Here is a 25,503-nt window from a genome sequence, read left to right as displayed (position 1 = left end):
GCCGCGCCGCCCGGTCTCCGGTCAGAACAGGAGCTTGTAGCTGTTGCCGAGGGTGTCGGTCACGGTGCCGGTGCCGCTTTGCGTGCCTGAGCCCATCACGAAGCTGCCCTCGAGCCGCGTGCCATCTTTGCAGACCGCGTAAAACTCGCCGGAATTGACCCCGCCGACATCCGAGGTCGAGTTGGTGTATTTTCCGCCGAGGCTCTTGATGCCAAGCGAGAATCCGCGCTCATGCGTGGTGACTCGCGGCGCCACGCTCGTCCAGGTGCCGGTGCAGCGCGTCTTCGAGGGTTTGGGCAGGCGGAAAGCGATCTCGCCCGATGTTTCCGTGTTGTTGCTCAACGAGATCGGAATCAGCTTGGACGGATTGGCCGCAGCGATCGGCCCGGAGAGCGGATAAAGCCGCATGTCGTCGCCGCCACCGCAGGCGGCCAGAACCAGAAACGGGGCGAGAAACAGGCAAAGGCGGCTCTGGCGCAAAGTATCCTCCCGGAGTGACAGGCCCCGGGCGCGCAGGGCCGGGCGGGGTGGCGCGACTTAGAATCCGATCGTCGGGGCCTGTCAACTGACAAATCCGCGTTCTCGCGCCCGCGGTGATGGCGTGAGGCCGCAGCGGTTGGTAAAACGGGGGCAGGAGCACCGCGGGAGGGCGTGAATGGACCGGGTGGATCAGGTGATGGGCATGATGTTCGAGGCGGCTGTCGGCGCCGCGCAACCTGCGACCTGCCTGCCGCCGTTCCTGCCGCCCGAGCCTGCCGCAGGGCGGCTTTTGGTGATCGGGGCGGGCAAGGCCTCGGCTGAAATGGCGCGGGTGGCCGAGGCCCATTACCGCCGCCCGCTGGAGGGGCTCGTGGTGACCCGTTACGGCCATGCGGTCGCTTGCGCGGGGGTGGAGGTGGTCGAGGCGGCGCATCCGGTCCCGGATGCCGCGGGGGAAGCGGCGGCGGCGCGCATGCTCCAGATGGTGCGCGGGCTTGGCCCGCAAGACACGGTATTGTGTCTGATCTCGGGGGGCGGCTCGGCGCTTTTGGCGCTGCCCGCTGCCGGGGTGAGTCTTGAAGAGAAACAGGCCATCAACCGCGCGCTGTTGCGTTCGGGGGCGACGATTTCCGAGATCAATTGCGTGCGTCGGCACCTGTCCGCGATCAAGGGCGGAAGGCTCGGCGCCGCCTGTGCGCCCGCGCGCCTTGTCACCTTGCTGATGTCCGACGTGCCGGGCGACGCGCCCGCCGATATTGCCTCCGGTCCGACGGTGGGCGATGCGAGCACCTGTGCAGATGCGCTGGCCTTGCTCGAGCGCACCGGCATCGCGGTTTCCGAAACGATCCGCTCCGGGCTCCGGGCGGGCCGGTTCGAGAGCGTCAAGCCCGGCGATCCGCGGCTTGCGGCGGGTGAGGTGCACCTGGTCGCCACACCGCAGGCGGCGCTGGAAGCCGCCGCCGCTGCGGCGCGCGCGCAGGGCTACGCCGTTCACATTCTGGGCGACGCGATCGAAGGCGAGGCCCGCGAGGTGGCGCGGGTGATGGCGGGGATCACGCAGCAGATCCGCCGCCGCGCCCAGCCTTTCGCGCCGCCCTGCGTGCTTTTGTCGGGAGGGGAGACCACCGTGCGGGTGAGCGGCAGCGGCATCGGCGGGCGCAATGTGGAGTTTCTGCTCGCGCTGGCGCTGGCGCTCGACGGGCTGGCGGGCGTGCATGCGCTGGCCGCCGATACCGACGGGGTGGATGGCGCCGCCGAAGTTGCGGGGGCATGGATCGGGCCCGAGACTCTGGCGCGCGCCCGCGCGCTCGGGCTCGACCCGCGCGCCATGCTGGAGGCCAATGACGCGCACAGCTTCTTTGCCGCGCTTGGCACCCAGGTGCGCACCGGTCCGACGCGCACAAATGTAAATGATTTCCGCGTGATCGTGATCACTTGAGGGGGCGGCGGCCGTGGCGGCAGCGAACGTCTCCTTAAGGAACCGCCGCTAGGATGGCGGCAAAACCCTTCGGGAGCGTTGCATGTCCATTCTTGTTATCGATGATGAGGCCTCGGTCCGCGAGGCTTTCCGGTTGCTTTTTTCTGCTCCGGCGCGAACCCTGGCCGCGTCGCGGGCCGATGCCCTTGCTGAAGAGCTTTTTGGCGCGCCCGCGCAAACAACGTCCTGTGCTGCCAGCGCCGAAGACAGGGCCTTTTGTCCGCCCATCGCCTTTGCGGCGCAGGGGCTCGAAGGGGTGGAAATGGTCGCTGCGGCCTTGCAGGCGGGCACCCCCTACAAGGTTGCCTTTATCGATATCCGCATGCCGCCGGGGATTGACGGCAAGGAAACGGCGCGGCGGATCCGCGCGCTCGACCCCGATCTGCACATCGTGATCGTCTCCGCGTGGTCCGACCATTCAGTGACCGAGATCACCGCCGTGGCCGGCCCGGCTGACAAGATCTTTTACATCTGCAAACCCTTCGAGGCGGATGAAGTGCGCCAGATGGCGCGCGCGCTGATCGAACGCTGGGACAATGACACGCGCCAGTTGAAGCTGTTGCGCTCCAAGATTGCCGAGCTGGCGGCCAGCGAAGCGCGCGCGCAGCATATGGCGAGCCACGATTTTCTGACCGGGGCCGCCAATCGCATGGCCTTTCAGCGCGCGCTCATCGACCGGCTCGACCTTGGCCCGCGCGGGATGTTCGTGGCCTTTCTCGATCTCGATCACTTCAAGCATGTCAACGACACCTTCGGCCATGATGCGGGCGATGCGCTCCTGAAGCTTGTCTATGCGGCGCTCAACGACACGGCGCCCGACGGCGCCTTGGTGGCCCGGCTCGGGGGGGATGAATTCGGCATCCTGTTCGAGGGGATGACGCCAGAAGCGGCCCAAGCGGCCTGTGGTGCGCTGGTGGCCGCCTGTTCGGGCAGCTTTACCGTGTTCGGCAATTCGGTGCATATCGGGGCCTCTTGCGGGCTTGTCGATTGCGATGGGCATGCCGATTGCGAGGCGCCCGATCTGCTGCGCTATGCCGATCTGGCGCTGTTTGCCGCAAAGGCGGATGGCCGCCAGACCGTGCGGTTTTTCGACAAGCAACTCGATGCCTCCCAGCAGTTCCGCCAACGCATCGAGGCGGGGCTGTTCTATGCGCTCGCGAATGACGAATTGCTGATCCACTACCAGCCGATCGTGGCGAGCGGTTCGCTCGATGTGATCGGCTACGAGGCGCTTTTGCGCTGGAACAGCGCCGATTATGGCGCGGTGCCGCCGAGTGTCTTCATTCCGATCGCGGAGGAAAGCCCGGTGATCATCGCGCTGGGCGACTGGGTGGTGGAACGGGTGCTGCGCGAGGCGCGTGCCTGGCCCGACAAGTTCACCTCGATCAATTTCTCGCCGCGCCAGTTCAAGCGGCTCGACTTTGTCGAACGGCTCTCCGCGCTGGCGCGCGCCAATGGCATTGCGCCCGGCATGATCCAGATCGAAGTCACCGAGACCGCGCTTTTGGCACATGTGCGCCATGCCCAGAAGATCATCACCGAGTTGCGCGCGCAGGGCTTCCGCATCGCGCTTGACGATTTCGGCACGGGCTATTCCAGCATCTCGCATCTGAAGGATTTCGCCGTCGACTGCATCAAGATCGACCGCAGCTTTGTCGATGGCATGAACAGCGACCGGCAATCTGCCGCCATCGTCAATGCGCTTGCGCAGCTTGCCAACGGGCTCGGGCTCGAGATCGTTGCCGAGGGGGTGGAGCGCGAAGACCAGATGGAGCGGTTGCGCGCGCTTGGCTGCTCGCATCTGCAAGGCTTCCTGTTCGGGCGCGGCTCCGAGCCCGAGCAACTGGGGCTTGATCTCCGCGCGCAAGACGCGTGAGAGCGGAAATGAGTGACACCGAGACAGACACGCCCGCCGCCCGGCACGAGCACGCGCCCGCGCCCGGCCGGCCGCGTTGGCGGGGCTGGCGCAGCAGCAGCTTGCGGGCCGCCCTTCTCACCGATCTGACGCTGACGGGGCTTTTGTCCACGGTTTCGCTGGCTGTGCTGCTTTCCGTGATCGTGCATGCCACGATCGGCGCGCTGGAAAGCGCCGAGGTGGCACGCAGCATCGAACGAGTGCAGGCGGTCCTTGCCTCCGAGCGCAGCGGCACCGAGGCCCATGCCCGCGATTGGGGGATTTGGGACGAGACCTACGATTATCTGCGCGATTTCGATCCCGCGTTTGAAGAGCGCAACCTTGATGATGATTCCCTGCGCAATGCCGAGATCAGCTGCGCGGCCTTCCTGCGCTTTGACGGGCACGGGGAGCATGCTTTGTGCTACGACTTTGCCGATGAAGAGACCGGCATCTCCGAAGCGGAGGAGGGGGAGAGCGTCGACACCGCCCTCACGGCGGCCTTTTTGGCGCGGCTGCAGGAGCCCGGCGTGTTCGAGGTGGCGCGGCGCTTGCCGTCGAGCACCGAACTCTGGGCGTTCAACGGGGAGCTTTACAGCCTTGCCTTCGCGCAGGTGCACCGCTCCGATGGCGGCGGCGACAGCACTGGGTTTCTGGCCTTTGCGCATCTGATCACGCCGGAGCACATCACCGAGGCGCTGCAGATGCAGGCGCATTTCGTGTTCGACACCATGTCCGATCATCGCCATGAGAACAAGAAAAGCGACTGGTTGCTGGTGTCGGCGCCTGTGATGGATGGGGCCGGGCAGACCGTCGCGATGGTCCATTTCGATATGCCGCGCAGCCTTTTTCGCGCCGGTGAGCAGTTGCGCAACCTGTTGATTGCCTCTCTGATCACCTTGATGGCCGCGATCTTGACCCTGCTCGGGCGACGTCTCTCCACGCATGTGATCTGGCCGATCCGGGCGTTGCAGGGCCATGTGGCCAGCAATCGCGCCGCAGGGGTTCTGTCTGCCTTTCCCGGTCCGCCGCGCCGCGACGAGATCGGCGCGCTGACGACCGAGTTCAACGCGATGGCCCGCGAGATCGAAGAGTTGCGCACCGCCCATGCGGCGCAGTCTTTTGCGCTCGGGCGTGAGCAGAGCGCAATTGGCTCGCTGCACAACCTGCGCAATTCGCTCAGCCCGGTGAAAGTGATTTTCTCCACCCTCGGATCGCGGCTCGAAGCGGGCCTGCCGCCGCAGGCCGCGCGCGCGCTGGACGAACTCGCCGATCCGCAGACCGCGCCGGAGCGGCGCCAGCGGCTTGCCGACTTTCTGCGCCTTGCGCATGAGGAAGAGGCGCAGGCCCGTGCCGAACTGAGCCGGATGGTGGCGGATGGCGCGCGCAATCTGGACGAAGCTCTGGAAATGATCCGGGCCACGCGCGATCCGAAGCCCGCGAACCATGGCGAGCGCTGCGATCTGGGCCCGCTTTTGACCCATGCCGCAACGGCGGCGCGCTTTGCCGACGGCTCGCAGGTGGCGGTGACTGTCGAGTGCCCGGACGGGGTCATGGTGCGGGGCAACCGGGTGTTGCTGGGGCAGGTGTTCGAGAACCTCGTCGTCAATGCGACAGAGGCCATCGCAGCGACGGGGCGCGGCACGGGCCGGATCGCGATCATCGTGACGCCCGAGCCGGAGGCGGGGCGATGCTTGGTGCAGTTTCATGACGACGGAGACGGCTTTTCTGCCGAAACCGGCGCCCGGCTCTTCGAGCGCGGCTTTTCGACCCGCACGCACAAGCGTGGCGGTCTGGGGCTGCACTGGTGCGCCAATACGCTCAACGCGATGGACGGGCGGCTGGAGCTGACCAGCCCGGGGCTGGGGCAGGGGGCGCAGGCACGCGTGACCTTGCCAATTCTGGCCGTTGGGGCGCTGCGCGGAGCGCGCTAGCCCCCGCTCGGCCAAGCACTTTTCCATCGCGCCTGCGTGCAACGGCTTGCTCGCCGGCGCTTTTGCGCGCAGGCTGCGGGTGCAGCCCAGGGTTGTAGCTGCCGCTCGGGGGCGGGTTCGGGTAACGAGGGAAGCGTGCGTCAGATGACACAGAACGGTCGCGCAGCAGAAGACAGCCGGGGGCCGCGGCTTGTGCGTGCCGTGTTCCTGATCCTCGGGCTCGGGTTCGTCGCGCTCGGTTTTGTTGGCGTGTTTTTGCCCGTATTGCCAACGGTGCCGTTCCTGATCCTTGCGGCGGGCTGCTTTGCGCGCTCTTCCGAGCGGCTGGAGGCCTGGTTGCTCGGGCATCGCCATTTCGGCCCGATGCTGCGCGACTGGCGCGCGCGCGGGGCAATCCCGATGCGGGGCAAGCTGATGGCGCTCGCCGGCTCAAGCCTTGGCATGGTGCTCTTTGTCACCCTGCGCCACCCCGGCCCGGTGCCGATTGCGCTTGTTGCCGCCGTCATGCTGGGCGGGCTCGGCTATGTGTTCACCCGCCCGACCGCCTGAGGCCTTGTCGCCGCCGCGACAGATCGCGTCCTTGACCGGCCCCCGCACAACGTGGAGCCATTCAGAACGATGCATTCAGGGGAAGGGTCTGGCGATGAAACAATATTTGCTGATGGAAAAATATCCGGTCTTCGATCTGACCGTGCCGAAAGCGGAGACAAGCTGCGCCACGATCGACGATGTGATGGCCAAGCTGAAGGAAAAGATCGACGCGCATCCGAAAGTGGCCTTCATCGCGCTTTTTGATCATTACGCCCATACCACCGCCATCGAGGGCACGATCGACCGCTCGATCTTCGCGGCGCAAAACATCGTCTTTTGCTTTGGCGCGGCGCTGCCCAATGCGCATATTCTGGCGGTGCGCCCGCGCGCGATTGGCGTGGCCGATCTTGGCGATGCCTTCCACCTGACCTTCCTTGAGCCGCCGATGGAACTGGCGACGAAGGAAATGGAAGCCTGGTGCAAATCGCTTGCCGATCTGAAGGCCTGAGCGCATCTGGTTTGTGGGCCCGCGCCCGGAGGTTTTCCGCCGCGGGCTCACGCCTTTCTCGCTCAGCGGTGATTTGCCCGAAGCCCGCGGCTGGCGCACTCTTTCCCAAACGCTGGAAGGAGTCGCCGATGCCCACCCTCACCGTTACCGCCCGTGCCGCGCTGCTCAGCCCGCTCGCTTTCGCCCTTGCCTTCGAGGCCTATGCCGATGAGCCCGCGGCGATGCACATGAACCACGAGATGCCCGCGGCCATGGCCACCGCCGATGCCGCGCCCTCGACCGCGGCCTTTCTGGCGGCGAATGCAAAGATGCATGCGGGGATGGATATTCCCTTCACCGGTGACGCCGATGTGGATTTTGTCCGGGGCATGATCGCGCACCATCAGGGCGCGATCGACATGGCGAAGATCGAGATCGACAATGGCGATGACCCGCAGGTGCGCAAGCTTGCCGAAGGCATCATCGACGCGCAGCAAGAAGAGATCGACTGGATGACGGACTGGCTCGAAAAACACGGCCAGCCGTGAGGATCGTCGCTCAGGCCTCGGCGGCAATCACCGCCGCTGCCGCCTGAATGCCGCCCGCGCCATGCGGGATGGCAAGGGCCTGCATCCCCGCCTCCATCACCGCGAGCACGCCCAGCGTCATATGCGCATTGACATGGCCCATATGGGCGACGCGCAGAAAGTCCCCCGCGGTTGCGCTGCCCGGCTCTGCCATGCCCAGCCCGATGCCGAGCGTCACACCCGCGCTTTGCTCGCACCAAGTGCGCAGCCGCTGTGCGCCGCCGTTGCCGATCCGCGCCGCGGTGACCGAGGCCGCGCGCGATGCCGGATCGGCGACGTTGAGCGCGATCTCGCCCGCTTCGCCCCACGTCTCGAACGCCGCGGCCACGGCCCGCGCCAGCGCGCGGTGGCGCGCCCAGACCTGCGCGAGCCCTTCTTCGTCGAGGATCATCTTGAGCGATTCCGCCATGCCGAACAGATGATGCGTCGGCGCGGTGCCGCAAAAATGCTGGTAGTAGAATTCCGGCGCGAGCCGCGGGCCCCAATCCCAATAGGGAGTGCGCAGATCGGCCTTGTGCGCGGCCGCGACGGCCTTGTCCGAGACCCAGACGAAGCCGAGCCCCGGCGGCACCATCAGCCCCTTCTGGCTCGCCGCGAGCATCACATCGACGCCCCAGTCGTCAAACCGGAATTCATCGCAGGCGAGCGAGGCGATGCAGTCGACCGCCAGAAGGGCCGGATGCCCGGCGGCATCCAGCGCCGCGCGCACCGCCGCGACATCGTTGCGGATCGAGGTTGCGGTATCGACATGGGTGAGAAACACCACCTTGATCTCGTGGCCCCTGTCCGCGCGCAAGGCGGCCTCGACCCGGGCAGGGTCGACCGGCGTTTTCAGCCCGAAATCGAGCGCTTCGACCGTCACCCCCATCGCCGCGGCATGCGCCGCCCAGCCTTGGCCGAAGCGACCGGTTTGCAGCGAAAGCACCTTGTCGCCGCGCGAAAACAGGTTCGCGACCGATGCCTCCCAGGTGCCATGCCCGTTGGTGATATAAATCGCCACATGGCTGGTGCTCATCGCCACGCGGCGCAGATCCGCCACCACCTGCGCGGTCAGATCCACCAGATCGCCCTCGTAGATATTGGGCGCCGAGCGGTGCATCGCCGCCAGCACCCGCTCGGGCATCACCGAGGGGCCGGGAATGGCGAGATAGGAACGACCATGCGCGAGGCTCATCGGGCTCTCCTGTGTGGGACGGCTCAGCCGTAATCCGGTGCGGCGAGGGGGTCAACGGGCGCTGTTGTAACCGTCACAAAGCGGTGGCCGCCTTGCTGGGGGGGCGCAATCGCGCTATGCCGTTTTCTCAATTCCAGCAGGCGTGAGGACAGCGTGACCGATCAGACCGACCCCGCCTATGGCTCGCGCGCGCTCTTTTCGCGGATGTGGCGCGGATATCTGGGGCGGCACTGGCCGAAAATGGCGTTCGCCGGGGTGCTCATGGCGATCGAGGGCGGCTGCCTTGGCGTGCTGAGCTGGATGCTGGAGCCGCTGTTCGACAAGGTTTTTACCGAGGGGCAATCCGGGCTGATCTGGCTTGTTGGCGGCGGCATCCTCGGGCTGTTTTTGATGCGCGCGCTCACCTCCGTGGCGGCGAAGGCGCTCCTGACCGATGTGGCGCAGCGCTCCTCGACCGCGATGCAGGTGGACCTTTTGCGCCATATCCTGCGGCTCGATCAGAGCTTCTTTCAGGAAAACCCGCCCGGTGCGCTGATCGAGCGCGTGCAGGGGGACACGCTCGCGGTGCAGGGCGTCTGGTCGATCTTCATCACCGGGGCGGGGCGCGATATCGTGGCGCTGATCTCGCTTTTTGCCGTGGCCATTGCGATTGACTGGCGCTGGACCGCTGCCGCGCTGATCGGGGCGCCGCTTCTCATTGTGCCGACCTCGCTCGCACAGCGCTATATCCGCCGCAAGACCCGGCAGATGCGCGCCGAGGCCGGGGCCCGGGCGACCCGGCTTGACGAGGTGTTCCACGGCGTCTCCGCGGTCAAGCTCTACCAGATGGAAGAGTATCAGATCGGCCGGTTCGACCGGCTGGTGGCGCGGATCCGCAAGCTGATGGTCAAGATGGCGGTCTCGCAATCCATGGTCCCGGGGATGATCGACGCGGTAACGGGGATCGGCTTTTTTGCCGTGCTGGTCCTTGGCGGGCCGGAGATCGCCGAGGGGAAACGCTCGGTAGGCGAGTTCATGTCGTTCTTCACCGCGATGGCGCTGGCGTTCCAGCCGCTGCGCCGGCTTGGCGGGCTTGCGGGGACGTGGCAGACCGCCGCGGCGAGCCTTGAGCGGCTTTACCGCGTGTTCGACATTCGCCCCGCCGTCGCCGCCCCCGCGCGGCCCGTGGCACTCCCTGCAACCACCGCGATCCGTTTTGAGGCGGTGCAGTTTGCCTATGGCCCGAAGCCGGTGCTGCGCGGCCTGAGCTTTACCGCAGAGGCGGGCAAGACAACGGCGCTTGTGGGCCCTTCGGGCGCCGGGAAATCAAGCGTGTTCAACCTTCTGACCCGGCTTGTCGATGCGCAGGGCGGCACGATTTCGGTCGGCGGGGTGCCGGTGACGGCGCTTGATCTGGCGGCGCTGCGCGCGCTCTTTGCCACCGTGACGCAGGATTCGGCGCTCTTTGACGAGACGATCCGGGAGAACGTGTTGCTGGGGCGCAAGGATGTTGACGCGGCAACGCTCGCGCGCGCGCTCGACGTGGCCTATGTGAGCGAATTTGTTGCGGGGCTGCCGCAGGGGCTCGACACTCCCGCCGGGCCGCGCGGCTCGGCGCTTTCGGGCGGGCAGCGGCAACGTGTGGCGATTGCGCGCGCAGTCTTGCGCGATGCCCCGATCCTGCTGCTCGATGAGGCGACCTCGGCGCTTGATACCGCCTCCGAGGCCAAGGTGGCGCAGGCGCTTTCCGAGCTTTCGCAAGGCCGCACCACGCTTGTGATCGCGCATCGGCTCTCCACCGTGCGCGATGCCGACAAGATCGTCGTGATCGTCGAGGGGCAGGTGGTCGAGGAAGGCACGCATGACGCGCTTCTGGCGCTGGGCGGCGCCTATGCCGGGCTCTGCCGGATGCAGCTTGTCGAATGAGAGGCCCGCCCCATATCGGGCTGAGGAGGGGACGATGCGCAAGATCTACGAAATCACCGGGCCGGATCGGGAGCATTTCCTGCAAGGGCTTGTCAGCAATGACGTGAAAAAGCTCGCGCAGGGGCCGCTCTATGCCGCCTTGCTGACGCCGCAGGGCAAATATCTGGCGGATTTCTTCCTCGTGCCGTGGGGGGAGGCGGTGTTGCTCGATATTGACGAGAGCATTGCCGAGGCCACCGTGAAGCGGCTGATGATGTACAAGCTGCGCGCCGATGTGGCGATCACGCCCTCAGCGCTGCAGCTTGCGCGCGGCACCGGCCCTGCGCCCGAAGGCGCGGTGATGGACCCGCGCGCGCCTGAGCTGGGCTGGCGCCTTTACGGGGCGCATGCGGGCGATGATGGCAGCGACTGGGCGGCGATCCGCGTTGCGCATCTGATCCCCGAAACCGGGATCGAACTCACGCCCGAGACCTATATCCTTGAAGCCGGGTTCGAGCGGCTTCATGGCGTGGATTTCCGCAAGGGCTGTTACGTCGGGCAAGAGGTGACGGCGCGGATGAAACACAAGACCGAGCTGCGCAAGGGGCTCGTTCGGCTCGCGATCGAGGGGGCGGCGCCGGTGGGCACCCCGATCGAGGCGGAGGGGCGGGTGGTCGGCACGCTCTACACGCAATCGGGCGGTCATGCGCTGGCGCATATCCGCCATGACGCGCTTGCAGGCCCGCTTGCCGCCGGGGCGGCGCGACTGCATGCGTTGCCTCTGTAGGCGCTCACATTTCCGTGAGAATGGGGCTCTTGGCGTTAACGGGCTCTTGCATTCCGGCACACACATCGGCGTGAGGCAAACCCTGTTCAGCCCGTGTTTTTGCCCGAAAAACCTTGAACGACTGGTCAAACCGACCATATATGCGCGGTTGTTCTCGTTAACAGCCGCTAAATAGAGCCTCTGCAGACCCAACCTATGCGCCAATCGCATGGCGGCCATGCCTTCCAGGGCATATCGAATCGGCGCCCAAGCGCCCTACATGGCCGCCACGCCAGGAAACGCAAGAGCAATAAAAAGGACGAAAAATGCGCGATTTCGTTGACGGCTCCGCATTCAACTATGAGCAAGGACAGCGGGCGCGGAAGCTTTTTGCCGCCGTCGTTCTGGCCGCGCTCGATGATGCGATTGCCGATGACAAGAAATACGGCAACGGACCGGAGCAGATCGCCCGCTGGGCGCGCTCGCGCGACGGGCGCGAAGTGCTCTCCTGCGCCGGGATCGACCCGAACGAACGCGTGGTGAAAGGCCTGATGGAATTCGTCTCGAAAGGCGTGCGCACCTCTGTGGCGCTGTCGCGCGAAGAGAGCGAACGGCGCATGGCGGCGGAAGAAGCCGAGGCGGCCTGAGCCGCAGCGAAGGCTTTACGAACGAACGGCGCGCCCCTGGCGCGCCGTTCGTGTTTTGGGCACGTGTGGCGGGCTCAGTCGTAGGCCTGGCCCATCAGCGCGCGCTGGATTTCGCGGCGCACCAGCTTGCGCACATTCTGGGTGATGCGTTCGCCGAGCGTGCCACGCAATTCGTCGCGCACGAGCTGCGCCACCATCGCGCGCAGCGCGGCCTCGTCAAGCTGCGGTTGCGGCATGACGCTCGTGGTCGTCGTCAGGTCGGCACGCGCCTCCTCTTGCGCAGCAAATTCTTCGGCGGCGATCTCTTCGACCGAGAGCGTTTCCTCGAGCGCAATTTCCTCATCGCATTCGGAGCGGATGTCTTCGGCAAACTCCGCCTCGTCCTCGAGGCTCTCGCGCAGGCTGTCATAGCTTGAGCGCCGCGTGGCAACGTGCTGCTCGACTTCCTCGGCGTCTTCGAGGCTGAGCCGCGTGCGTGCGGCGCCGCTGGCAAGGTTCAGCGTCGCTTCGGCCCAGTCCATGCCGACCGATGTTTCCGCGCCCCAAGCCGCCTCGCGCAGATCGGGGTCGACAAACTCTTCCGCCTCGGTCGCAACGTCACCGTCTTCCGCGGTCAGCTCTTCGGAGATCTCCTCGGCGTCAAGCACGTCGGTCTCGGCGCTCAGCTCGGCTGCGGCCTGTTCGGCAAGTGCGACCAGCATCGCCTCGGTTTCGGCCCCCGCGGGAAGATCGTCCACCACAGCGCTCTGATCGTCTTCTTCTGCCGCAGCAGCGACCTGCAGCGCCTCCTCGTCGAACGCTTCGGGCAGTTCGGTGAGCGGAGCCGCCCCCGCCGCCCGAAACGGATGCCCCTCTTCGGGCTCGAAGTCGATACCGCTCTCGGCCACGGCCGCTTCGAGTTCGGCAATCGTGCTCTCAAGACGGCTCAGCTCGTCGCCCAGATCGAGCGGGCCGGCATCGTCTTCGTCTTCCAGCGTTTCCGCCTCGACGTCGAGCGCGCTCGACGCATCTTCGAGCAGGGCGCCGGTCTCCGCCAGCGCGGCTTCCGCCTCGGCCAGCAGCCGTTCGGCCTCGGTCATCGGGCGGGTGGGTTCGGGCGCGGCCTCGACCCGCAACGAGGGGGTCAGAACCAGAAAGTGATCATGCACAGTGGCAGGGGCCTCATCTTCCACAGCGGTTTGCGCCGCGATGTCGTCCACGGCCTCGGCTTCGATTGCCATCTCCACCTCGGGCGCCGTGTCGCTCTCTTCGGCGGCGGCGATCACGTCCGGCGTGGCCAGATCGTCTGCCGGCGCGGCCTCCGCGTCGGAAAGCTCCGAAGCCGAAGGCGCGACCGGGCTCAGATCATCGTCCGTTGCGGCTTCCGTTGCGGCTTCGGGTGCGGCTTCGGGCGGCAGGGGCTCAGGCGCGACCAGCTCGGACACCGGTGAAACAACGGCCGGGGGCTCGGCCAGCAGGGTCTCTGTCGTTGCAACTTCAGCCGCAACGGCGGTTTCCTCGGGCACGGGGCGCCGGGCCACGGCAAGCGCGCTGCGATGGGATGCGCCGCCCACCGGACGAGGCGCATCACGCGACACCAGCCGCCGAATCGACGCCAGCACGTCTTCGATTTCGATATTCGTTTCGGTTTCCGACATCATGCCCTCAATCCTGCGATCTGGCTGACCTTCTGTCCAGCCTGTTTACGAAAGCAGAATCCCTCACAACCGGGCTGTTGCCCGATCGGCGCAGGTCGGCACCCAACACGCGTGCCCCGCGCAAGCTCATTGCTTGCCGATGGCTCGCAGCACGCGATCAAGGCGCTCGCCTTGGACGCTCAGAGGCGCTTTCTGCACCGCATTGTAGTATGCTGCGGGATCATAGGTGGGGATCCCGAGCTTGAGGTCTTCTACCGTCAAAAGACCCATATCGGACAAAAGTTGATAATATCCTACCTGCAGATCAGCTTCTGCCGTAATCAGCGAGGCGCGGGCATCCAGCAGGTCCTGTTCGGCGTCGAGCACGTCGAGAGTGGTGCGCGCGCCGAGCGTTGCCTCTTCCTTCACGCCGCGATACGCGATGTCGGCGGCGCGGATCTGTTCCTGATAAGCGCTGATCTGGGCGCGATAGACGTCGATCATCGCGTAGGAATTGGCAACCGACTGCGCCACGGTCACACCTTGCTGGCGCAGGCCCGCGCGGGCCCCCTCGCGGTTGATAATCGCCTGGCGCCGCGCGGAAGAGATCGCCCCGCCCGAATAGATGGTCTGGCTCATCGTCACGCTGGCGGCGCCAGAATGGCCATAGCCGTCATTATTGCCATAGCCGAGCGAGCCGGTGATGGTCGGGTTGCGCTGCGCATCCGCGAGCGCGACGCCAAGGTCATAGGCGGCAACCTGATGCTGTGCCTGTTTGATCGACGGGTGCAGGCGCAGCGCGGTTTGCGTGGCCTCATCGCCAGATTTCGGCAGGCGCGGCGCCTTGGGCAGGCCCGAGAGCCGGTCCGGGTAATGGCCGATCGCGGCCTTGTAGGACTCGCGCGCCGCCTTGTAGGTGCCCTGTGCAGACGAGAGCGAGGCGCGGGCGCCCGCGAGCGAGGCTTCTGCCTGCGCCACATCGGTGCGCGTCACCTCGCCAACGTCGAACTTGTCTTGCGTCGCCTTGAGCTGTTCGCCGATCACCCGGACCGAGTTCTCGTTGATCGCCACCTGTTCGGCGGCAGCCTTGGCGTTGGCATAGGCCGCAACAGCGGAGAGCAGCACGCTTTGCTCGGTCGAGCGCAGCGCCTCGCGGGTGGCGAGCACGGTCTCTTTCTGGATGCCGATATTGTATTGCGTGCGGCCGAAATCGAACAGGGTCCAGCTGGCCGAGACCGTCAGCGCGGTCTGGATTTCGGTCCAGTCGTGCATATAGGCACAGGAGGTGGTCGGGTAGTCGCAGCGCTGCGAGGCCAGCTCAAGCCCCCATTGCACCACCGGGCGCAGATCGGCGATCGCTTGCGCGACATCTTCATCCGCGGCGGCGAGCGTGGAGCGATACTGCTCAAGCAGATGCGAGTTGCGATAGGCCGAGACAAGCGCATCCGCCAGTGTTTCGGCGCTTGCCGCACCCGGGCCCGCAACCAGCCCCAGCCCTGCAACCATGGCCAGAAGAAGGGGTTTCATCGTCTTGCGCGTCATGCTCGGTCCTCGCTCCGTCGCCGGTGTCGCTTGTGCGATCGGCTTTGCCCCGGTGCAACGGGGAAGTATTCAGTTTCGTCGATATGACCCGGATAGCACCGTTTTGCAATCAGAGTACGAATTCTTTCGCCAATGTGAAGCCTTCGAGCACAGGTGCCGCGGCATTGAAGATATCGCGCCACACCACCACGCCGTCGATCTTGCGGCCCAGACGCGCGGTTCCGAGCGCCCCTTCCATGAAGATGGCCACGATCCGGCCCTCTTCTTTCAGTTGCGCCTCGATTGCGGCGGGAACTTGCTCCACACCACCCTCGATCACGATTGCGTCATAGGGGCCATGCTTCGGCGCGCCCTCGGCGAGCGCTCCGGCCACCACGGCGGCATTGTCGACATCGTGCACCGCAAGCTGCGCCTCGGCCTTGGGCGCCATCTCGGCGCTTTCAAGCGCCACGACCGCCTCGGCCATGCGCGCGATCACCGCGCTCGAATAGCCCATGCCGGCGCCGATATCGAGCACCAGATCGCTCGGCTGAATATTGATCGCGTCGAGCATCTTGGCAAAGTTGCGCGGCTCAAGCAGCACCCGGCCGCCCTCAAGCGGCAGGGTCTCGCCCACATAGGCCGCCTCGCGCCGGGCCGCGGGCACAAAATCCTCGCGCGGCACGCTCAGCATCGCCTCGATGATCGGAAATTTGGTGACGTCATTCGGACGCACCTGGGTGTCGACCATCATGGTGCGGCGGGTGGCAAAATCCTGCATGGGTCAACTCTCTCACTGGGTTGCGTTGCGCGGTTTTGCCACAGAAACCGGAGCGGGGCAACGGCGGAGCAGCGCGCTGCGGCGCTTTTGCATACCGTGGTGCACCGGGTCTTGCCGTGCCTCAACAGCAGTGATGTTCGAGATGATAGAGCAGCGCCAGCGCCTCTTCGTCGTCTTCTTCCTCGAAAAAGCTCATCAGCGCATTCACCTGAGAGCCGACAAAGCGCAGCATGTCATGCCCCATGCGCTCGTTTTCGGCCAGTTTCTTCTCGAAATAGGCCACCCAGCGCGAGTCGTTTCCTGCCATCCGCGCTTGCAGCATCTGGAACAGGCGGTCGGCCTTGGCGTCGCAGGCGAGGCCGAGAAAGGTCACATAGCGGTCGGGGGTCTCGTCGTTCATCTTGCAGTCCTGTCTTGCGCGCCCGGCCGCGGCTTTGTCGCGGTCCGAGCCCGGATTCTGTCGGTTCCGCGACAATTCCCTCGCCCGCGGGGGATCTGTCGCATCCCGCGGGCGATGCAGCAAGATCTGCGCCAATCGTCTCAGAGATAGCGCCCGGCGCGCTCAAGCACCTCGATCTGGTAGCCATCGGGGTCGGCGATGAAGAAGAACCGCGCGATCACCTCCCCGGCCGGGGCGAAATCGACGATCTTGCGCGGGTTGAGCCCGGCCGCCTCAAGCCGCGCGTGTTCGGCGGCCACATCGGCGACCGAGACCGCAAGATGCCCGTAGCCGTCGCCAAGCGCATAGGGCTCGCTGCGGTCCTTGTTCACTGTCAGTTCAAGCTCGAACGTCGTTTCGGCGTTCGCGAGATAGATCAGGGTGAAGGTCGGAAAATCGAGCCTGTCCTTCACCTTCAGCCCGAAGGCGGTGTCGTAGAATGCAAGCGCGCGTGCCTCGTCGCGCACGCGGATCATCGAATGGATCATCTTGGCCATGGTGCCCTCCGTTTGGCGCGACCCTCGCAAGCGGGGCGCGGGGGCGCAAGGGGGCATGCGCGGACGGGGTCAGCCAAGGAAGGGGAGTTCAAAGCCGAAAGCGGCGGCAAGCAGCACGAAGTTGAGGCTGAGCACCAGCGCCGCGCCGATCCCGGCCACAGCGAGCGTGGCTTGGCGCGGCACGAAATCGCCCATCACGTCGGGTCTGCGGATCAGCCACAGCAACGCCAGCATCGGCACCGGCAACGCGATCGAAAGCACCACCTGGCTCATCACCAGCGCCTGCGTGGCATTGACGCCCGCGAGCACCACCGCAAAGGCGGGCGCCATCGTCACCGCACGCCGCACCCAAAGCGGGATGGTAACGCGCAAAAAGCCCTGCATGATCAACTGCCCCGCCATGGTGCCGACAACGGAGGAGGAGATCCCCGAGGCGATCAGCGAGACCAGGAACGCGCCGGCTGCGGCGGCGCCGAGAAGCGGGGTGAGCGTGTGATAGGCGGTTTCGATTTCGGCCACTTCGGCATGGCCGTTGTGGAAGGCCGAAGCCGCCATCATCACCATCGCCATATTGATCATGCCTGCCACCGCGAGCGCCACCACAACCTCGGTGTTGGAGATCTTCACCACGCGGCGGCGTTCCTCGTCGTTATGGAGCACGGCGCGGTTTTGTGTCAGGCCGGAATGCAGAAAGATTGCATGCGGCATCACGGTCGCCCCGATGATGCCGACGGCAATGGTAAGCGCCTGCGCATCGGGAAGATCGGGGGTCACAAGGCCGAGCCCTGCCGCCTCCCAGTCGATCGGCGCGATCACGATCTCGGCCATGTAGCAAAGCCCGATCAACCCGACGAGCGCGCCGATCACAATCTCCATCGGGCGGAAGCCCACCCCCTCCATCATCAAGATCGCATAGGTGATCACCGCGGTGATCGCCATGCCCCAGATGAGCGGAATGCCGAGCAGCAGCGAGAGCCCGATGGCGCCGCCCAGAAACTCGGCAAGGTCGGTGGCCATCGCAGCGATTTCACTGACAAACCACATCGCCAGCACCACCGGGAAGGGCAGATGGTCGCGGCTGAGTTCGGCAAGGTTGCGCCCGGTGACAATGCCAAGACGGGCAGAGAGCGCCTGAAACAGCATCGCAATCATATTGGCGAGCAGCACCACCCACAGCAGCGTATAGCCATAGCCTGCGCCCGCCTGAATGTTCGTCGCATAATTGCCGGGGTCCATATACGCGACCGAGGCAACCACCGCGGGGCCGACAAAAGCCAAAAAGGCGAGCGGGCCACGACGTTCGCCGCCAATCACCGCGGCCATCGTGGCGCGGGTGCGTCCGCTCATCGTGCGATCTTCGCTCATGCCGGATCCTCTTGTTGCCCCGAAATTTATAGCCTTGGCTAAATTTCTGTCAAACGGCATTGAAACGCATCTTCGTGAACGGTTTGCAAAATCCGTGCAAAGTTGTAAAAAGGAGCACCGGAGGACGTCAGATGAGCGAGGATATTCCGCCCGAGGGGCCGATCGCGGAGCGGTTTTGCCAGGCGCGCGCGGCGCAAAGCGTTGCGGTGCTGGAGGATTACGCCGAGATGATCGACGACCTCGCGCAGGCGATGGGCGAGGCGCGGATCACCGATATCGCCGCGCGCATGGGGGTGACGCATCCCACCGCGACCAAGGCTGTTGCGCGCCTCAAGCGCGAGGGGCTTGCGGTTTCGCGCCCCTATCGCGGCGTGTTTCTGACAGAGGCGGGCGCGGCGCTCGCCGCGCGCGTGCGCGCGCGCCACCGCGTTGTTGTTGATCTGCTCGTTGCCGTTGGCGTGCCGCAGGAGACGGCAGAGATCGACGCCGAGGGGCTCGAGCACCATGTGTCAGACGTGACTCTGCGCGCGTTCGAAGCGTTTTTGGCGCGCCGCTAACGGCCCTTGCGCTGCGCCGAAATCGCCTCAAGGCGACGTTGCAGCTTTGGCCCCGGAGCGGCCGCGGCGGCGGCCTGCATCGCGGCCACGCGTTCGGGGGCGGTGCGGATGAGATCCGGGATCAGCGCGGCCTCGGGCAGGTTCTTCCATGTCTTGCGCGGCATATGCGATGTCATCGCGCTCACCATCAGCCGCGCCGGGTTGAAGATATTGGCAAAATAGACCTGCCACAGCGCCTCTGTCGCATCCTCGGGCGGTGCGGCGCGGTTTGCGGTTTCAAGGATTTCAAGCTCTCCCGCCTCGAAGCGCGCGGAAAGCGTGGGCGTGGCGATCAGCCAATCCATGTCGCCAAAGCGGCGCGCAAAGAAGGGGGCTGCGGCCTCAAGAATGTGATGCGCGGGCTCGAACCACGCGGCAAAGGCGCGCCGGTTCGCCCCCGGCGGGGTCACCTCGCGAAACCGCACAAAGCCATGCATCTGATGAATGTCGCGGCGGACCGCCTTCTCCTGTTCCAGCAGGCGGCGCAGGGCGGGGTCGGATCGGTCGCCCCAAATGACCTCCTGCCGCGCCAATCGCAGAACCAGCGCATAGGCGCGCGCAAAACGTTCCGGGTCGGCATGCATCACTGCGGTCTCGATGCTCTCCACCGCGGCGCGGGGTAGCCGGACCGGGGCCGAGGCGGCGCGCGGGGCAGGGCTCTGGGCAAAGAGATCGGGCGCGGCCTCGCCCACCGACCAAAGCACCGTCTCGGGCATAACGCCTGCGGTGGCCAGCCGGCGTGCCTCCGCCCGCCAGGCGGCCACCGTGCCGATGCGGGGCAAAACCACCTGCATCAGAACAGGCTCAACTGTTCCGGCGGTGGCGCAAAGCGCGCCCGCAGGTTTTCGGCATCGGGCAGGGCGCGGGGGGACCAGCCCGGCAGGCTGATGAACGGTTCGGCCTTGCCGATCACGCAGCCAATCGCCTTGAGATCCTCATAGCGCAGGGTCCGGTGCCGACGCGCGGCCAAAATCCGCGCCACGCTGCGTGGGCCAAGCCCGGGCACGCGCAACAGCAATTCGCGCGGCGCCCGGTTCAGATCGAGCGGAAAGAGCGCGCGATGCGCCAAAGCCCAGGCCAGCTTCGGGTCGATCTCAAGGTCGAGCATCGCCGCCTCGGGGGTGATTTCCTCTGCCGCAAACCCGTAATTCCGCATCAGCCAATCGGCCTGATAAAGCCTGTGCTCGCGCGCCAGCGGCGGGCGAATGAGCGGCAGCGTGCGGGCCGCATCGGGGATCGGCGAGAAGGCGGAATAATAGACCCGGCGCAGCGCGAAATCGCCATAAAGCCGGGCTGAGCGGCGCAGGATCTGGCCATCGGTCGCAGGATCGGCGCCGATGATCATCTGTGTCGATTGCCCGGCGGGGGCAAAACGCGGCGCCTTCGTGCCGCGCGCGGTGCGATCCTTCGCCGCCTCATGGCCCGCTTTCACCTTGGCCATCGCGCCATGGATGGTGCGCAGAGACTTTTCGGGGGCAAGGCTTGCGAGCGCGGTCTCGGTCGGCAGCTCGACATTGATCGAGAGCCGGTCCGCCCATCGCCCGGCCTCGGCAATCAGTTCGGGCGCGGCATCGGGGATGGTTTTCAGGTGGATATAACCGCGAAAATGCTCGCGCTCGCGCAACATCCGCACCACGCGCACCATCTCTGCCATGGTCTCGTCGGGCGAGCGGATGATGCCCGAGGAGAGGAACAGCCCTTCGATATAATTGCGCCGGTAAAACTCGACCGTCAGCGACACGACCTCTTCCGGGGTGAAACGTGCGCGCTCGACCCCGCTTGAGGCCCGGTTGATGCAATAGGCGCAATCATAGATGCAGAAATTGGTGAGCAGGATCTTCAGCAAGGAGATGCAGCGCCCGTCGGGGGCCCAGGCGTGGCAGATCCCCGCGCCGCCCGAGGAGCCAAAGCCCTTGCCATCGCGCGATTGCCGCCGTTCGCCCCCCGATGAAGCGCAGGAGGCGTCATATTTCGCCGCGTCGGCAAGCAGTGCGAGCTTTTCAGAAAGCGTTCTCACGGTCATGCGTTCATGGTATGTTCTTGCGCGCATCGGTGCAAGGGCGATCCGGCGCCGCGCACCCATGCCATCGAAGGCTCACGCACGCCTCTCCCCTCCCCCGCGCGGGGGCTGGCTTGCAAGAGTGAGGGGATCTGCGTTTGAGCCGGCGCGGGGTGAGCCGTGCGGCGCCCTTCTTGCAGGCCTGAGCCGCTGGAAAAACGAGCCCGCGCCGGAACGCGAGAGCATGCGTGATAACCGCTTGACCATCGCGCCGGAAAAAACTAATCAGTCCAAGCTCTCGGCGGGTTGGCGGAGAGGTTACGCAGCGGATTGCAAATCCGTGAAGACCGGTTCGATTCCGGTACCCGCCTCCAAGCTTTTCAATGGCTTAGTGAAAGCGTCAGCCCTGAGGGTATCACCGAGGGTATCAGGTTTTCGTTCTGTACTTGTTCCGTTCATTGCCGCTTCTCCCGCGCTTGGCGCGCACGCATCTCTTGGCGCGCCTCGCCCGCGTACTTCGCAATCATCTCTTTCGTGGCATGACCCGAATAGGCGGCGATCTCGTCGTCATCGCAGCCTGCCCATGCCAATTCCTTCACTCCGCGATAGCGCAGGGCGTGCAGATCATAAGCTTCGAGCCCGAGCCGTTTGCGCTCTTTCAGCATCAAATCAGCCATGTAGCGATAGCTGATCGGGTTGCCGTCACGCTTGATCAGGATCGGGCGGGCTGCAATCGGCACAACGCCAAGCGCGGCCTTGGTGCGGTTGAGCGCATCCTTCAGCTGATCCGTGCAGGGCAGCACCAAGGGTTTGTCGGTTTTGTTCTGGCGAAGGGTCAGCGAATCGCCATCATAGTCGCCCCAGCGGAAGCCAACCCAGTCGCCCGGGCGCTGGACGCTGCCGACGCCAATCTCGAAGATCAGGCGGCACAGCTCGCTCGCCTCAGCGCGGAACTTCTCCACCGCCCAATCCGGCCACGGCAAATGTTCTTGACGCCGCTCGGCTGGGGTCTTGAGCGCCCGCACTCCCTTAGCCGGATTGTTCTGGATCCAGCCAAGATCAATCGCATGCTCGCAGAGAACCACCAGCATTTGCGGGATGTAGTTTGCAAAGCGGGTGCGGTGCGCATTCGCCTTCTGTGCTGCGATAACATCGGCACGCGTGAGCGCCTTCACATTCCGGGTGCCGATCTTCTCGCGCAGGTAGTCCATCACCTTGTCATAGTCGGCGCGGGTGCGCGGCTTGAGGGCCATCCAGCGATCCGAGGTCCGGTAATCGTCCATGAGCGCGGCCCATGAGGTCTTCGCCTCGAAATGCCGCCCCGTCAGGATCTCCCAATATTGCCGGTCAAACGCTTCGGAGCCTTCCGGCGCCGTGATGCGGATCAGCTTCATTCCCGTCTTGCGGAAATAGATGCGGCCCGAGGGGTGTTTCCAGATATACTTTTTCACCAGTCCACGCCCCCCATGCCCTCGACTGCAGCTCCCCGACCGATCATGCGCAGCGCCTCCGCGTCCCACCGCAAGACGCCCGGCACGATCTCATGACCACGCGGCAGATGCCCTGTCGCCACATGCGCACGAAACTCCGCAACCCCCATGTCCAGCAGGGCGGCGGCGTTCTTCTCGTTCACATAGAAGGGAGTGAAGCGGGTCATTCGGCCGAGCCCTCCGCATGGTCTTTGAGGTAATCGGTCGCGCGGAACACGAAGTCCCGGCCGACGAATGGCTGCAAGCGCTCGAAGAGCGCCTTGAGGTCAACGGTCAGCCAAGACACCCGCCCCGGCATCGGCATGGGGTCGACATCAAGCAGGATATGCGGCTTGCCGTCACCCTGCGTCGTAACCTGCAAGAAATTCGTCTCACGTCCGATGATGACTTCGAAAAAGGCCAGCTTCACCAAAAGATCATGGAAGGAGGGGAAACGCGGCGCTTCACTGAGCAGCGAAGTGAACCGCGATTTTGCGGCCTGAATTTCGCGCTCGAAGTCGAGCCCTTCATTCGCGCAATAGGTGCGCAGGAACAGACCGGGAGCCTCAACGTCGCAGTAATAACCCCGCTCCCTAATGACCAGCCTTGCATAAGCGTCCTCAGCGAACCTGCTGTCAGGCAATTCGCGAAGACGATCCCGGATCAGGAACACGCACTCGCCGCGCAGGGCGAGAGAGCGCCCAACAAGGGCCATCGTGCGGCGGTCGAGAAGCTCCGCCCCCTTCACATCTGCCAGCGCAAAGGCCCCTTCCCAAGGCGCCGCGCTCGATCACCGAAAGCCGGGCACGCGCGATGATCGAGAAGTTCAGCCAGTCATCGACAGAGTTCAGGAAGAGGCAATAGCCCAGCACCCGCGACATGCGCTTGTGGTCGGGCTTGATGTGGTCGGAGAGGGTCGATTTAGGCTTCCGGGAGCCGGTATCATGTTCCCCTTGCGTTCCCGTTTTGTCGCGGTGCGTAGAGAATTCTAAGGCATTGTTTTCAATAGTATATCGGCGGGATTGCAAATCCGTGAAGACCGGTTCGATTCCGGTACCCGCCTCCAAGCTTTTCAATGACTTGAAGAGTGTGCCCCGAAAAAGTTGACTGCCCGGTTGACGGTTTCTTGTTTCGTTTTCGTTCCGTTCTTCGCTGCTCGGGCCGACAGATCAGGCAGAATCTTTATCGGCCCTCCCGCTTCTCTGCCGCCTTACGTGCACGCATGATCTGCCGCGCCTCGCCAGCATATTTGCGGATCATCGCCAAAGTTTCATGCCCCGAAAATGCTGCAATCTCGTCGTCGGTGCAGCCTGCCCATGCGAGTTCCATCACGCCGCGATAGCGCAGGGCGTGAAGGTCATAGGCCTCGAGCCCGAGGCGCTTTCGCTCTTGCAGCATCCACCACGCCATTGTTCGGTAATTGAGCGGCTTGCCGTCGCGGCGCAGGATTTGCACCGAGGGCAGCGCCAAGGCTTTGGCGCGCTCGGCATCCAGCGCCTCGCGCAGTTGCGCCGTGCACGGCAGAGTGAGTGCCTTGCCGGTCTTGCCCTGCACGACGCGCAGCGACGTGCCGTCATAGTCTGCCCAGGTGAGAGCGCACCAGTCTGCCGGGCGCTGCACCGAGCCGATGCCAACCTCGAAGATCAGCCGCTCCAAGGGCCCGCTCTCGGCGCGGAATTTCGCCACTGCCCAGTCCGGCCATGGCTCATGTGCTTTGCGTTTGTGCTTCGGCATCCGCAGGCGCTCGATGCCAGCGGCAGGGCTTGTTTTGATCCAGCCCGCGCGGATCGCCTCGGCGGCAAGGAGTGCGAAGGTCACGGGCAGGTAATTCGCAAACCGCACCCGATGTTTGTTGGCATCCATCGCGGCGTAGATGTCCGCCGGGGTCAGTCGCGAGACCTCGTGCTGGCCGACTTTCTCGGCGATGTAGGCCAGCACCGGCTCCAGATCTTTGCGATAGCGCGGCGAGAAATCCGCCCATTTGTCCGAATTGCGTAACCGGTCGATCGCGGCGTTCCAGCTGGTCTTGGCGTCAATGTGTTTGCCGTTACGAATTGCCCAATAGGCGGCGTCGAACTCGGCGGTTCCGGGTTCGCCCTTGATTCGCTCACGCATCGACCCCATGACAAAGTAATAATAGGTCCGCGCACCTTTGCGTGTGGCCTTAAGGTAAGGCTTGCCGTGGATCAGGCTACCACTGGATTTGGCCATGTGCCTTTTCCCCGCTCACGATGCGCCGCAGGTCGTCTGCCGACCACCGTACCACACCCGGCGCAATTTCGATCCCACGAGGAAGTGCGCCAGCTTCGACAAGCTGTGCAAATTCCGATTGCGTCATGTCCAGCAACTGCGCCGCGGTGCGGGCGGAAGCGGCGATAGGTGCCGACTTACCCATAACGGGCCTCCTGCTGCTCGACATGGCCGCCCCATTGCACGGCGCATGCCTCGGCGATGCCTTGGAAGGTGCGCGAGCGGAACCGCCAGCGCTCCGGGCCGGGCGGAGCGCGATGCACGGCGCTCCATGTCTTGTGCGCGGCAGTGCCGGGCTTGGGCGGGGTGAGCTTGTTCGTGGGCGCCAGCTCGGGCAGCCCGCGCAGATACCAGCCGGTCGCCTTGAAGGCGGGCTCGCCAAACCACCACGGCTGCACGATCTGGGGCCGCGGCAGATCCGCTGGCAGGCGCGCGCGGGCGTGTTTGTGCATCACCGGGTTCTCGATCGCCACGCGCGTGATCGGCGCCTGCCAGCAAGCCGAGAAGAGCGCGGCGCCCTCGTCGAGCTCGGCCCACATCTCGGCTTGCGTCCGACCGGGCGGCGGGGTGTGCAACCAGCGCACGCCGCTGTTGCACAGCCGGGTGCAGGGCGGGTGGCAGACAGCGAGGAAGTCCCATCCTTCGCCTAGATAGTCGCGCACATCGCCGGTGATGTGGCGGTTACTGCCGTCTTCGGCGGGCAGGAGATCCACGCTCCACATGTCATGCCCGCGCGCGGCAAAAGCGCGGCGCATCACTCCGCTCGTCTCACAGCCGATCAGCCCACGCATCACGCGAGCGCTTCCAGAAACAGTGCGGCCCCCGCGGCGAGAAGCCCTGCCGAACCGTGAATGAGGATGCCGAGGCGGGCGCTGCGGCCCGGTTCATCGGCGAGCTCGCGCTCAGTTGCCGTTGCATAGGCTTGATGAAAGCCCGCAGCGGCGGCGCAGAGCGTGGCGAGGCCAAGGGCGAGGCACAGCGGGCTCATCGGGGCGCTCCTGTCGTGAGGTCGCTCCATGCGGGGCGCGGGCCTTCGAGCGGCGTGAGCTTCACGGCGAGGCCGGTCAGCAGGCTGCGCGTGATGTGGCCTTGCAGCCAGCCGCGGGCGC

Annotated in this window: 26 protein-coding genes and 1 tRNA gene; 11 read left to right on the top strand and 16 right to left on the bottom strand. The window is 65.3% G+C overall.

The window, feature by feature from the left end; translation table 11 throughout:
- Positions 1–21: 21 nt before the first annotated feature.
- Positions 22–480, bottom strand: a complete 459-nt coding sequence (locus tag ACFSM0_RS09705) for a hypothetical protein (RefSeq protein ID WP_377389784.1) — start codon at positions 478–480, stop codon at positions 22–24.
- A 175-nt stretch (positions 481–655) separates the two neighbouring features.
- Between ACFSM0_RS09705 and ACFSM0_RS09700 the strand changes: the two genes are divergently transcribed.
- The 6 genes from ACFSM0_RS09700 (at position 656) to copM (ending at position 7,351) form a co-directional block, all read left to right on the top strand.
- The gene (locus ACFSM0_RS09700) at positions 656–1,918 is read left to right on the top strand and encodes a glycerate kinase type-2 family protein (RefSeq protein WP_377389782.1); all 1,263 of its coding nucleotides are present in this window, start codon (positions 656–658) and stop codon (positions 1,916–1,918) included.
- Between the two features lie 82 nt (positions 1,919–2,000).
- Positions 2,001–3,833 carry a putative bifunctional diguanylate cyclase/phosphodiesterase gene (locus ACFSM0_RS09695; protein ID WP_377389780.1) on the top strand — a complete coding sequence of 611 codons (1,833 nt, stop codon included), beginning with the start codon at positions 2,001–2,003 and terminating at the stop codon, positions 3,831–3,833.
- Positions 3,834–3,841: 8 nt separating this feature from the next.
- Positions 3,842–5,785: a CHASE4 domain-containing protein gene (locus ACFSM0_RS09690; RefSeq protein ID WP_377389778.1), complete on the top strand. Its 1,944-nt coding sequence runs from the start codon at positions 3,842–3,844 to the stop codon at positions 5,783–5,785.
- 144 nt (positions 5,786–5,929) lie between these two features.
- Positions 5,930–6,334, top strand: a complete 405-nt coding sequence (locus ACFSM0_RS09685; RefSeq protein ID WP_377390568.1) for a YbaN family protein — start codon at positions 5,930–5,932, stop codon at positions 6,332–6,334.
- A gap of 94 nt (positions 6,335–6,428) precedes the next feature.
- On the top strand, positions 6,429–6,824 hold the full coding sequence (locus ACFSM0_RS09680) for a DUF6858 family protein (RefSeq protein WP_377389776.1): 396 nt from the start codon (positions 6,429–6,431) through the stop codon (positions 6,822–6,824).
- 128 nt (positions 6,825–6,952) lie between these two features.
- On the top strand, positions 6,953–7,351 hold the full coding sequence (gene copM, locus ACFSM0_RS09675; RefSeq protein WP_377389774.1) for a CopM family metallochaperone: 399 nt from the start codon (positions 6,953–6,955) through the stop codon (positions 7,349–7,351).
- A gap of 10 nt (positions 7,352–7,361) precedes the next feature.
- Here the strand turns inward: copM and ACFSM0_RS09670 are convergent, their stop codons facing one another.
- A complete protein-coding gene (locus ACFSM0_RS09670; protein ID WP_377389772.1) occupies positions 7,362–8,564 on the bottom strand; it encodes a pyridoxal-phosphate-dependent aminotransferase family protein in 1,203 nt (400 codons plus the stop codon).
- A 204-nt stretch (positions 8,565–8,768) separates the two neighbouring features.
- Here ACFSM0_RS09670 and ACFSM0_RS09665 point away from each other — a divergent pair, with 204 nt between their 5' ends.
- The 3 genes from ACFSM0_RS09665 (at position 8,769) to ACFSM0_RS09655 (ending at position 11,861) form a co-directional block, all read left to right on the top strand.
- Positions 8,769–10,469, top strand: a complete 1,701-nt coding sequence (locus ACFSM0_RS09665; protein ID WP_377390566.1) for an ABC transporter ATP-binding protein — start codon at positions 8,769–8,771, stop codon at positions 10,467–10,469.
- A 34-nt stretch (positions 10,470–10,503) separates the two neighbouring features.
- Positions 10,504–11,235, top strand: coding sequence for a CAF17-like 4Fe-4S cluster assembly/insertion protein YgfZ (ygfZ, locus tag ACFSM0_RS09660; RefSeq protein ID WP_377389770.1), 732 nt, complete (start codon positions 10,504–10,506; stop codon positions 11,233–11,235).
- Between the two features lie 305 nt (positions 11,236–11,540).
- A complete protein-coding gene (locus ACFSM0_RS09655; protein WP_068765522.1) occupies positions 11,541–11,861 on the top strand; it encodes a DUF6280 family protein in 321 nt (106 codons plus the stop codon).
- 74 nt (positions 11,862–11,935) lie between these two features.
- On the opposite strand, the gene ACFSM0_RS09650 is transcribed toward ACFSM0_RS09655, so the two are convergent.
- The 6 genes from ACFSM0_RS09650 to ACFSM0_RS09625 form a co-directional block, all read right to left on the bottom strand.
- The gene (locus ACFSM0_RS09650) at positions 11,936–13,501 is read right to left on the bottom strand and encodes a hypothetical protein (RefSeq protein ID WP_377389768.1); all 1,566 of its coding nucleotides are present in this window, start codon (positions 13,499–13,501) and stop codon (positions 11,936–11,938) included.
- A 123-nt stretch (positions 13,502–13,624) separates the two neighbouring features.
- Positions 13,625–15,019 (bottom strand): TolC family outer membrane protein, encoded by a 1,395-nt coding sequence (locus tag ACFSM0_RS09645; RefSeq protein ID WP_377389766.1) that lies wholly within the window; start codon positions 15,017–15,019, stop codon positions 13,625–13,627.
- A gap of 109 nt (positions 15,020–15,128) precedes the next feature.
- Positions 15,129–15,779, bottom strand: a complete 651-nt coding sequence (locus ACFSM0_RS09640) for a protein-L-isoaspartate O-methyltransferase family protein (protein WP_377389764.1) — start codon at positions 15,777–15,779, stop codon at positions 15,129–15,131.
- A gap of 121 nt (positions 15,780–15,900) precedes the next feature.
- Positions 15,901–16,179 (bottom strand): N(2)-fixation sustaining protein CowN, encoded by a 279-nt coding sequence (gene cowN, locus ACFSM0_RS09635; protein WP_377389762.1) that lies wholly within the window; start codon positions 16,177–16,179, stop codon positions 15,901–15,903.
- Positions 16,180–16,319: 140 nt separating this feature from the next.
- Complete coding sequence (locus ACFSM0_RS09630; protein ID WP_377389760.1) at positions 16,320–16,715, bottom strand: VOC family protein; 396 nt, start codon at positions 16,713–16,715, stop codon at positions 16,320–16,322.
- Between the two features lie 69 nt (positions 16,716–16,784).
- Positions 16,785–18,080 carry an Nramp family divalent metal transporter gene (locus ACFSM0_RS09625; protein ID WP_377389758.1) on the bottom strand — a complete coding sequence of 432 codons (1,296 nt, stop codon included), beginning with the start codon at positions 18,078–18,080 and terminating at the stop codon, positions 16,785–16,787.
- A 131-nt stretch (positions 18,081–18,211) separates the two neighbouring features.
- Here ACFSM0_RS09625 and mntR point away from each other — a divergent pair, with 131 nt between their 5' ends.
- Positions 18,212–18,637 (top strand): manganese-binding transcriptional regulator MntR, encoded by a 426-nt coding sequence (gene mntR, locus ACFSM0_RS09620; RefSeq protein ID WP_377389756.1) that lies wholly within the window; start codon positions 18,212–18,214, stop codon positions 18,635–18,637.
- Here the strand turns inward: mntR and ACFSM0_RS09615 are convergent.
- Entirely contained in the window at positions 18,634–19,470 is an 837-nt protein-coding gene (locus ACFSM0_RS09615) for a TIGR03915 family putative DNA repair protein (RefSeq protein WP_377389754.1), read from the bottom strand. The genes mntR and ACFSM0_RS09615 overlap by 4 nt on opposite strands.
- Entirely contained in the window at positions 19,470–20,699 is a 1,230-nt protein-coding gene (locus ACFSM0_RS09610) for a putative DNA modification/repair radical SAM protein (RefSeq protein WP_377389752.1), read from the bottom strand. The genes ACFSM0_RS09615 and ACFSM0_RS09610 overlap by 1 nt, the downstream gene beginning before the upstream one ends.
- 276 nt (positions 20,700–20,975) lie before the next feature.
- Between ACFSM0_RS09610 and ACFSM0_RS09605 the strand changes: the two genes are divergently transcribed.
- Positions 20,976–21,049, top strand: a tRNA-Cys gene (locus tag ACFSM0_RS09605).
- Between the two features lie 81 nt (positions 21,050–21,130).
- Here ACFSM0_RS09605 and ACFSM0_RS09600 read toward each other — a convergent pair.
- The 6 genes from ACFSM0_RS09600 to ACFSM0_RS09575 all read right to left on the bottom strand — a co-directional run bounded on the left by ACFSM0_RS09600 (position 21,131) and on the right by ACFSM0_RS09575 (position 25,382).
- Positions 21,131–22,126, bottom strand: a complete 996-nt coding sequence (locus tag ACFSM0_RS09600; RefSeq protein ID WP_377389751.1) for a site-specific integrase — start codon at positions 22,124–22,126, stop codon at positions 21,131–21,133.
- On the bottom strand, positions 22,123–22,332 hold the full coding sequence (locus tag ACFSM0_RS09595) for a hypothetical protein (RefSeq protein WP_377389749.1): 210 nt from the start codon (positions 22,330–22,332) through the stop codon (positions 22,123–22,125). Before ACFSM0_RS09595 ends, ACFSM0_RS09600 begins: the two co-directional genes overlap by 4 nt.
- Positions 22,329–22,817, bottom strand: a complete 489-nt coding sequence (locus tag ACFSM0_RS09590) for a hypothetical protein (protein ID WP_377389747.1) — start codon at positions 22,815–22,817, stop codon at positions 22,329–22,331. Before ACFSM0_RS09590 ends, ACFSM0_RS09595 begins: the two co-directional genes overlap by 4 nt.
- Before the next feature lie 509 nt (positions 22,818–23,326).
- Positions 23,327–24,355: a site-specific integrase gene (locus ACFSM0_RS09585; RefSeq protein ID WP_377389745.1), complete on the bottom strand. Its 1,029-nt coding sequence runs from the start codon at positions 24,353–24,355 to the stop codon at positions 23,327–23,329.
- A gap of 176 nt (positions 24,356–24,531) precedes the next feature.
- On the bottom strand, positions 24,532–25,185 hold the full coding sequence (locus tag ACFSM0_RS09580; RefSeq protein WP_377389743.1) for a hypothetical protein: 654 nt from the start codon (positions 25,183–25,185) through the stop codon (positions 24,532–24,534).
- Positions 25,185–25,382, bottom strand: a complete 198-nt coding sequence (locus ACFSM0_RS09575; RefSeq protein ID WP_377389741.1) for a hypothetical protein — start codon at positions 25,380–25,382, stop codon at positions 25,185–25,187. The genes ACFSM0_RS09580 and ACFSM0_RS09575 overlap by 1 nt, the downstream gene beginning before the upstream one ends.
- Positions 25,383–25,503 lie beyond the last annotated feature (121 nt).

Origin of the sequence: Rhodobacter lacus (assembly GCF_042683065.1) — a bacterium.
In the GTDB taxonomy this organism is placed as follows: domain Bacteria; phylum Pseudomonadota; class Alphaproteobacteria; order Rhodobacterales; family Rhodobacteraceae; genus Rhodobacter; species Rhodobacter lacus.
Note: the sequence above shows the minus strand (reverse complement) of the source record. Positions and strands in the feature narration are given on the sequence as shown.

What these genes read in the sequence shown, in the direction of transcription:
- ACFSM0_RS09665 (WP_377390566.1), top strand. Translation starts at nt 8,769, where the DNA reads ATGTGGCGCGGATATCTGGGGCGGCACTGGCCGAAAATGGCGTTCGCC.
- ygfZ (WP_377389770.1), top strand. Translation starts at nt 10,504, where the DNA reads ATGCGCAAGATCTACGAAATCACCGGGCCGGATCGGGAGCATTTCCTG.
- ACFSM0_RS09640 (WP_377389764.1), bottom strand. Translation starts at nt 15,779, where the DNA reads ATGCAGGATTTTGCCACCCGCCGCACCATGATGGTCGACACCCAGGTG.
- mntR (WP_377389756.1), top strand. Translation starts at nt 18,212, where the DNA reads ATGAGCGAGGATATTCCGCCCGAGGGGCCGATCGCGGAGCGGTTTTGC.
- ACFSM0_RS09610 (WP_377389752.1), bottom strand. Translation starts at nt 20,699, where the DNA reads ATGACCGTGAGAACGCTTTCTGAAAAGCTCGCACTGCTTGCCGACGCG.
- ACFSM0_RS09670 (WP_377389772.1), bottom strand. Translation starts at nt 8,564, where the DNA reads ATGAGCCTCGCGCATGGTCGTTCCTATCTCGCCATTCCCGGCCCCTCG.
- ACFSM0_RS09595 (WP_377389749.1), bottom strand. Translation starts at nt 22,332, where the DNA reads ATGACCCGCTTCACTCCCTTCTATGTGAACGAGAAGAACGCCGCCGCC.
- ACFSM0_RS09650 (WP_377389768.1), bottom strand. Translation starts at nt 13,501, where the DNA reads ATGATGTCGGAAACCGAAACGAATATCGAAATCGAAGACGTGCTGGCG.
- ACFSM0_RS09585 (WP_377389745.1), bottom strand. Translation starts at nt 24,355, where the DNA reads ATGGCCAAATCCAGTGGTAGCCTGATCCACGGCAAGCCTTACCTTAAG.
- ACFSM0_RS09695 (WP_377389780.1), top strand. Translation starts at nt 2,001, where the DNA reads ATGTCCATTCTTGTTATCGATGATGAGGCCTCGGTCCGCGAGGCTTTC.
- cowN (WP_377389762.1), bottom strand. Translation starts at nt 16,179, where the DNA reads ATGAACGACGAGACCCCCGACCGCTATGTGACCTTTCTCGGCCTCGCC.
- ACFSM0_RS09625 (WP_377389758.1), bottom strand. Translation starts at nt 18,080, where the DNA reads ATGAGCGAAGATCGCACGATGAGCGGACGCACCCGCGCCACGATGGCC.
- ACFSM0_RS09700 (WP_377389782.1), top strand. Translation starts at nt 656, where the DNA reads ATGGACCGGGTGGATCAGGTGATGGGCATGATGTTCGAGGCGGCTGTC.
- ACFSM0_RS09580 (WP_377389743.1), bottom strand. Translation starts at nt 25,185, where the DNA reads ATGCGTGGGCTGATCGGCTGTGAGACGAGCGGAGTGATGCGCCGCGCT.
- ACFSM0_RS09685 (WP_377390568.1), top strand. Translation starts at nt 5,930, where the DNA reads ATGACACAGAACGGTCGCGCAGCAGAAGACAGCCGGGGGCCGCGGCTT.
- ACFSM0_RS09615 (WP_377389754.1), bottom strand. Translation starts at nt 19,470, where the DNA reads ATGCAGGTGGTTTTGCCCCGCATCGGCACGGTGGCCGCCTGGCGGGCG.
- ACFSM0_RS09630 (WP_377389760.1), bottom strand. Translation starts at nt 16,715, where the DNA reads ATGGCCAAGATGATCCATTCGATGATCCGCGTGCGCGACGAGGCACGC.
- ACFSM0_RS09655 (WP_068765522.1), top strand. Translation starts at nt 11,541, where the DNA reads ATGCGCGATTTCGTTGACGGCTCCGCATTCAACTATGAGCAAGGACAG.
- ACFSM0_RS09645 (WP_377389766.1), bottom strand. Translation starts at nt 15,019, where the DNA reads ATGACGCGCAAGACGATGAAACCCCTTCTTCTGGCCATGGTTGCAGGG.
- copM (WP_377389774.1), top strand. Translation starts at nt 6,953, where the DNA reads ATGCCCACCCTCACCGTTACCGCCCGTGCCGCGCTGCTCAGCCCGCTC.
- ACFSM0_RS09680 (WP_377389776.1), top strand. Translation starts at nt 6,429, where the DNA reads ATGAAACAATATTTGCTGATGGAAAAATATCCGGTCTTCGATCTGACC.
- ACFSM0_RS09690 (WP_377389778.1), top strand. Translation starts at nt 3,842, where the DNA reads ATGAGTGACACCGAGACAGACACGCCCGCCGCCCGGCACGAGCACGCG.
- ACFSM0_RS09575 (WP_377389741.1), bottom strand. Translation starts at nt 25,382, where the DNA reads ATGAGCCCGCTGTGCCTCGCCCTTGGCCTCGCCACGCTCTGCGCCGCC.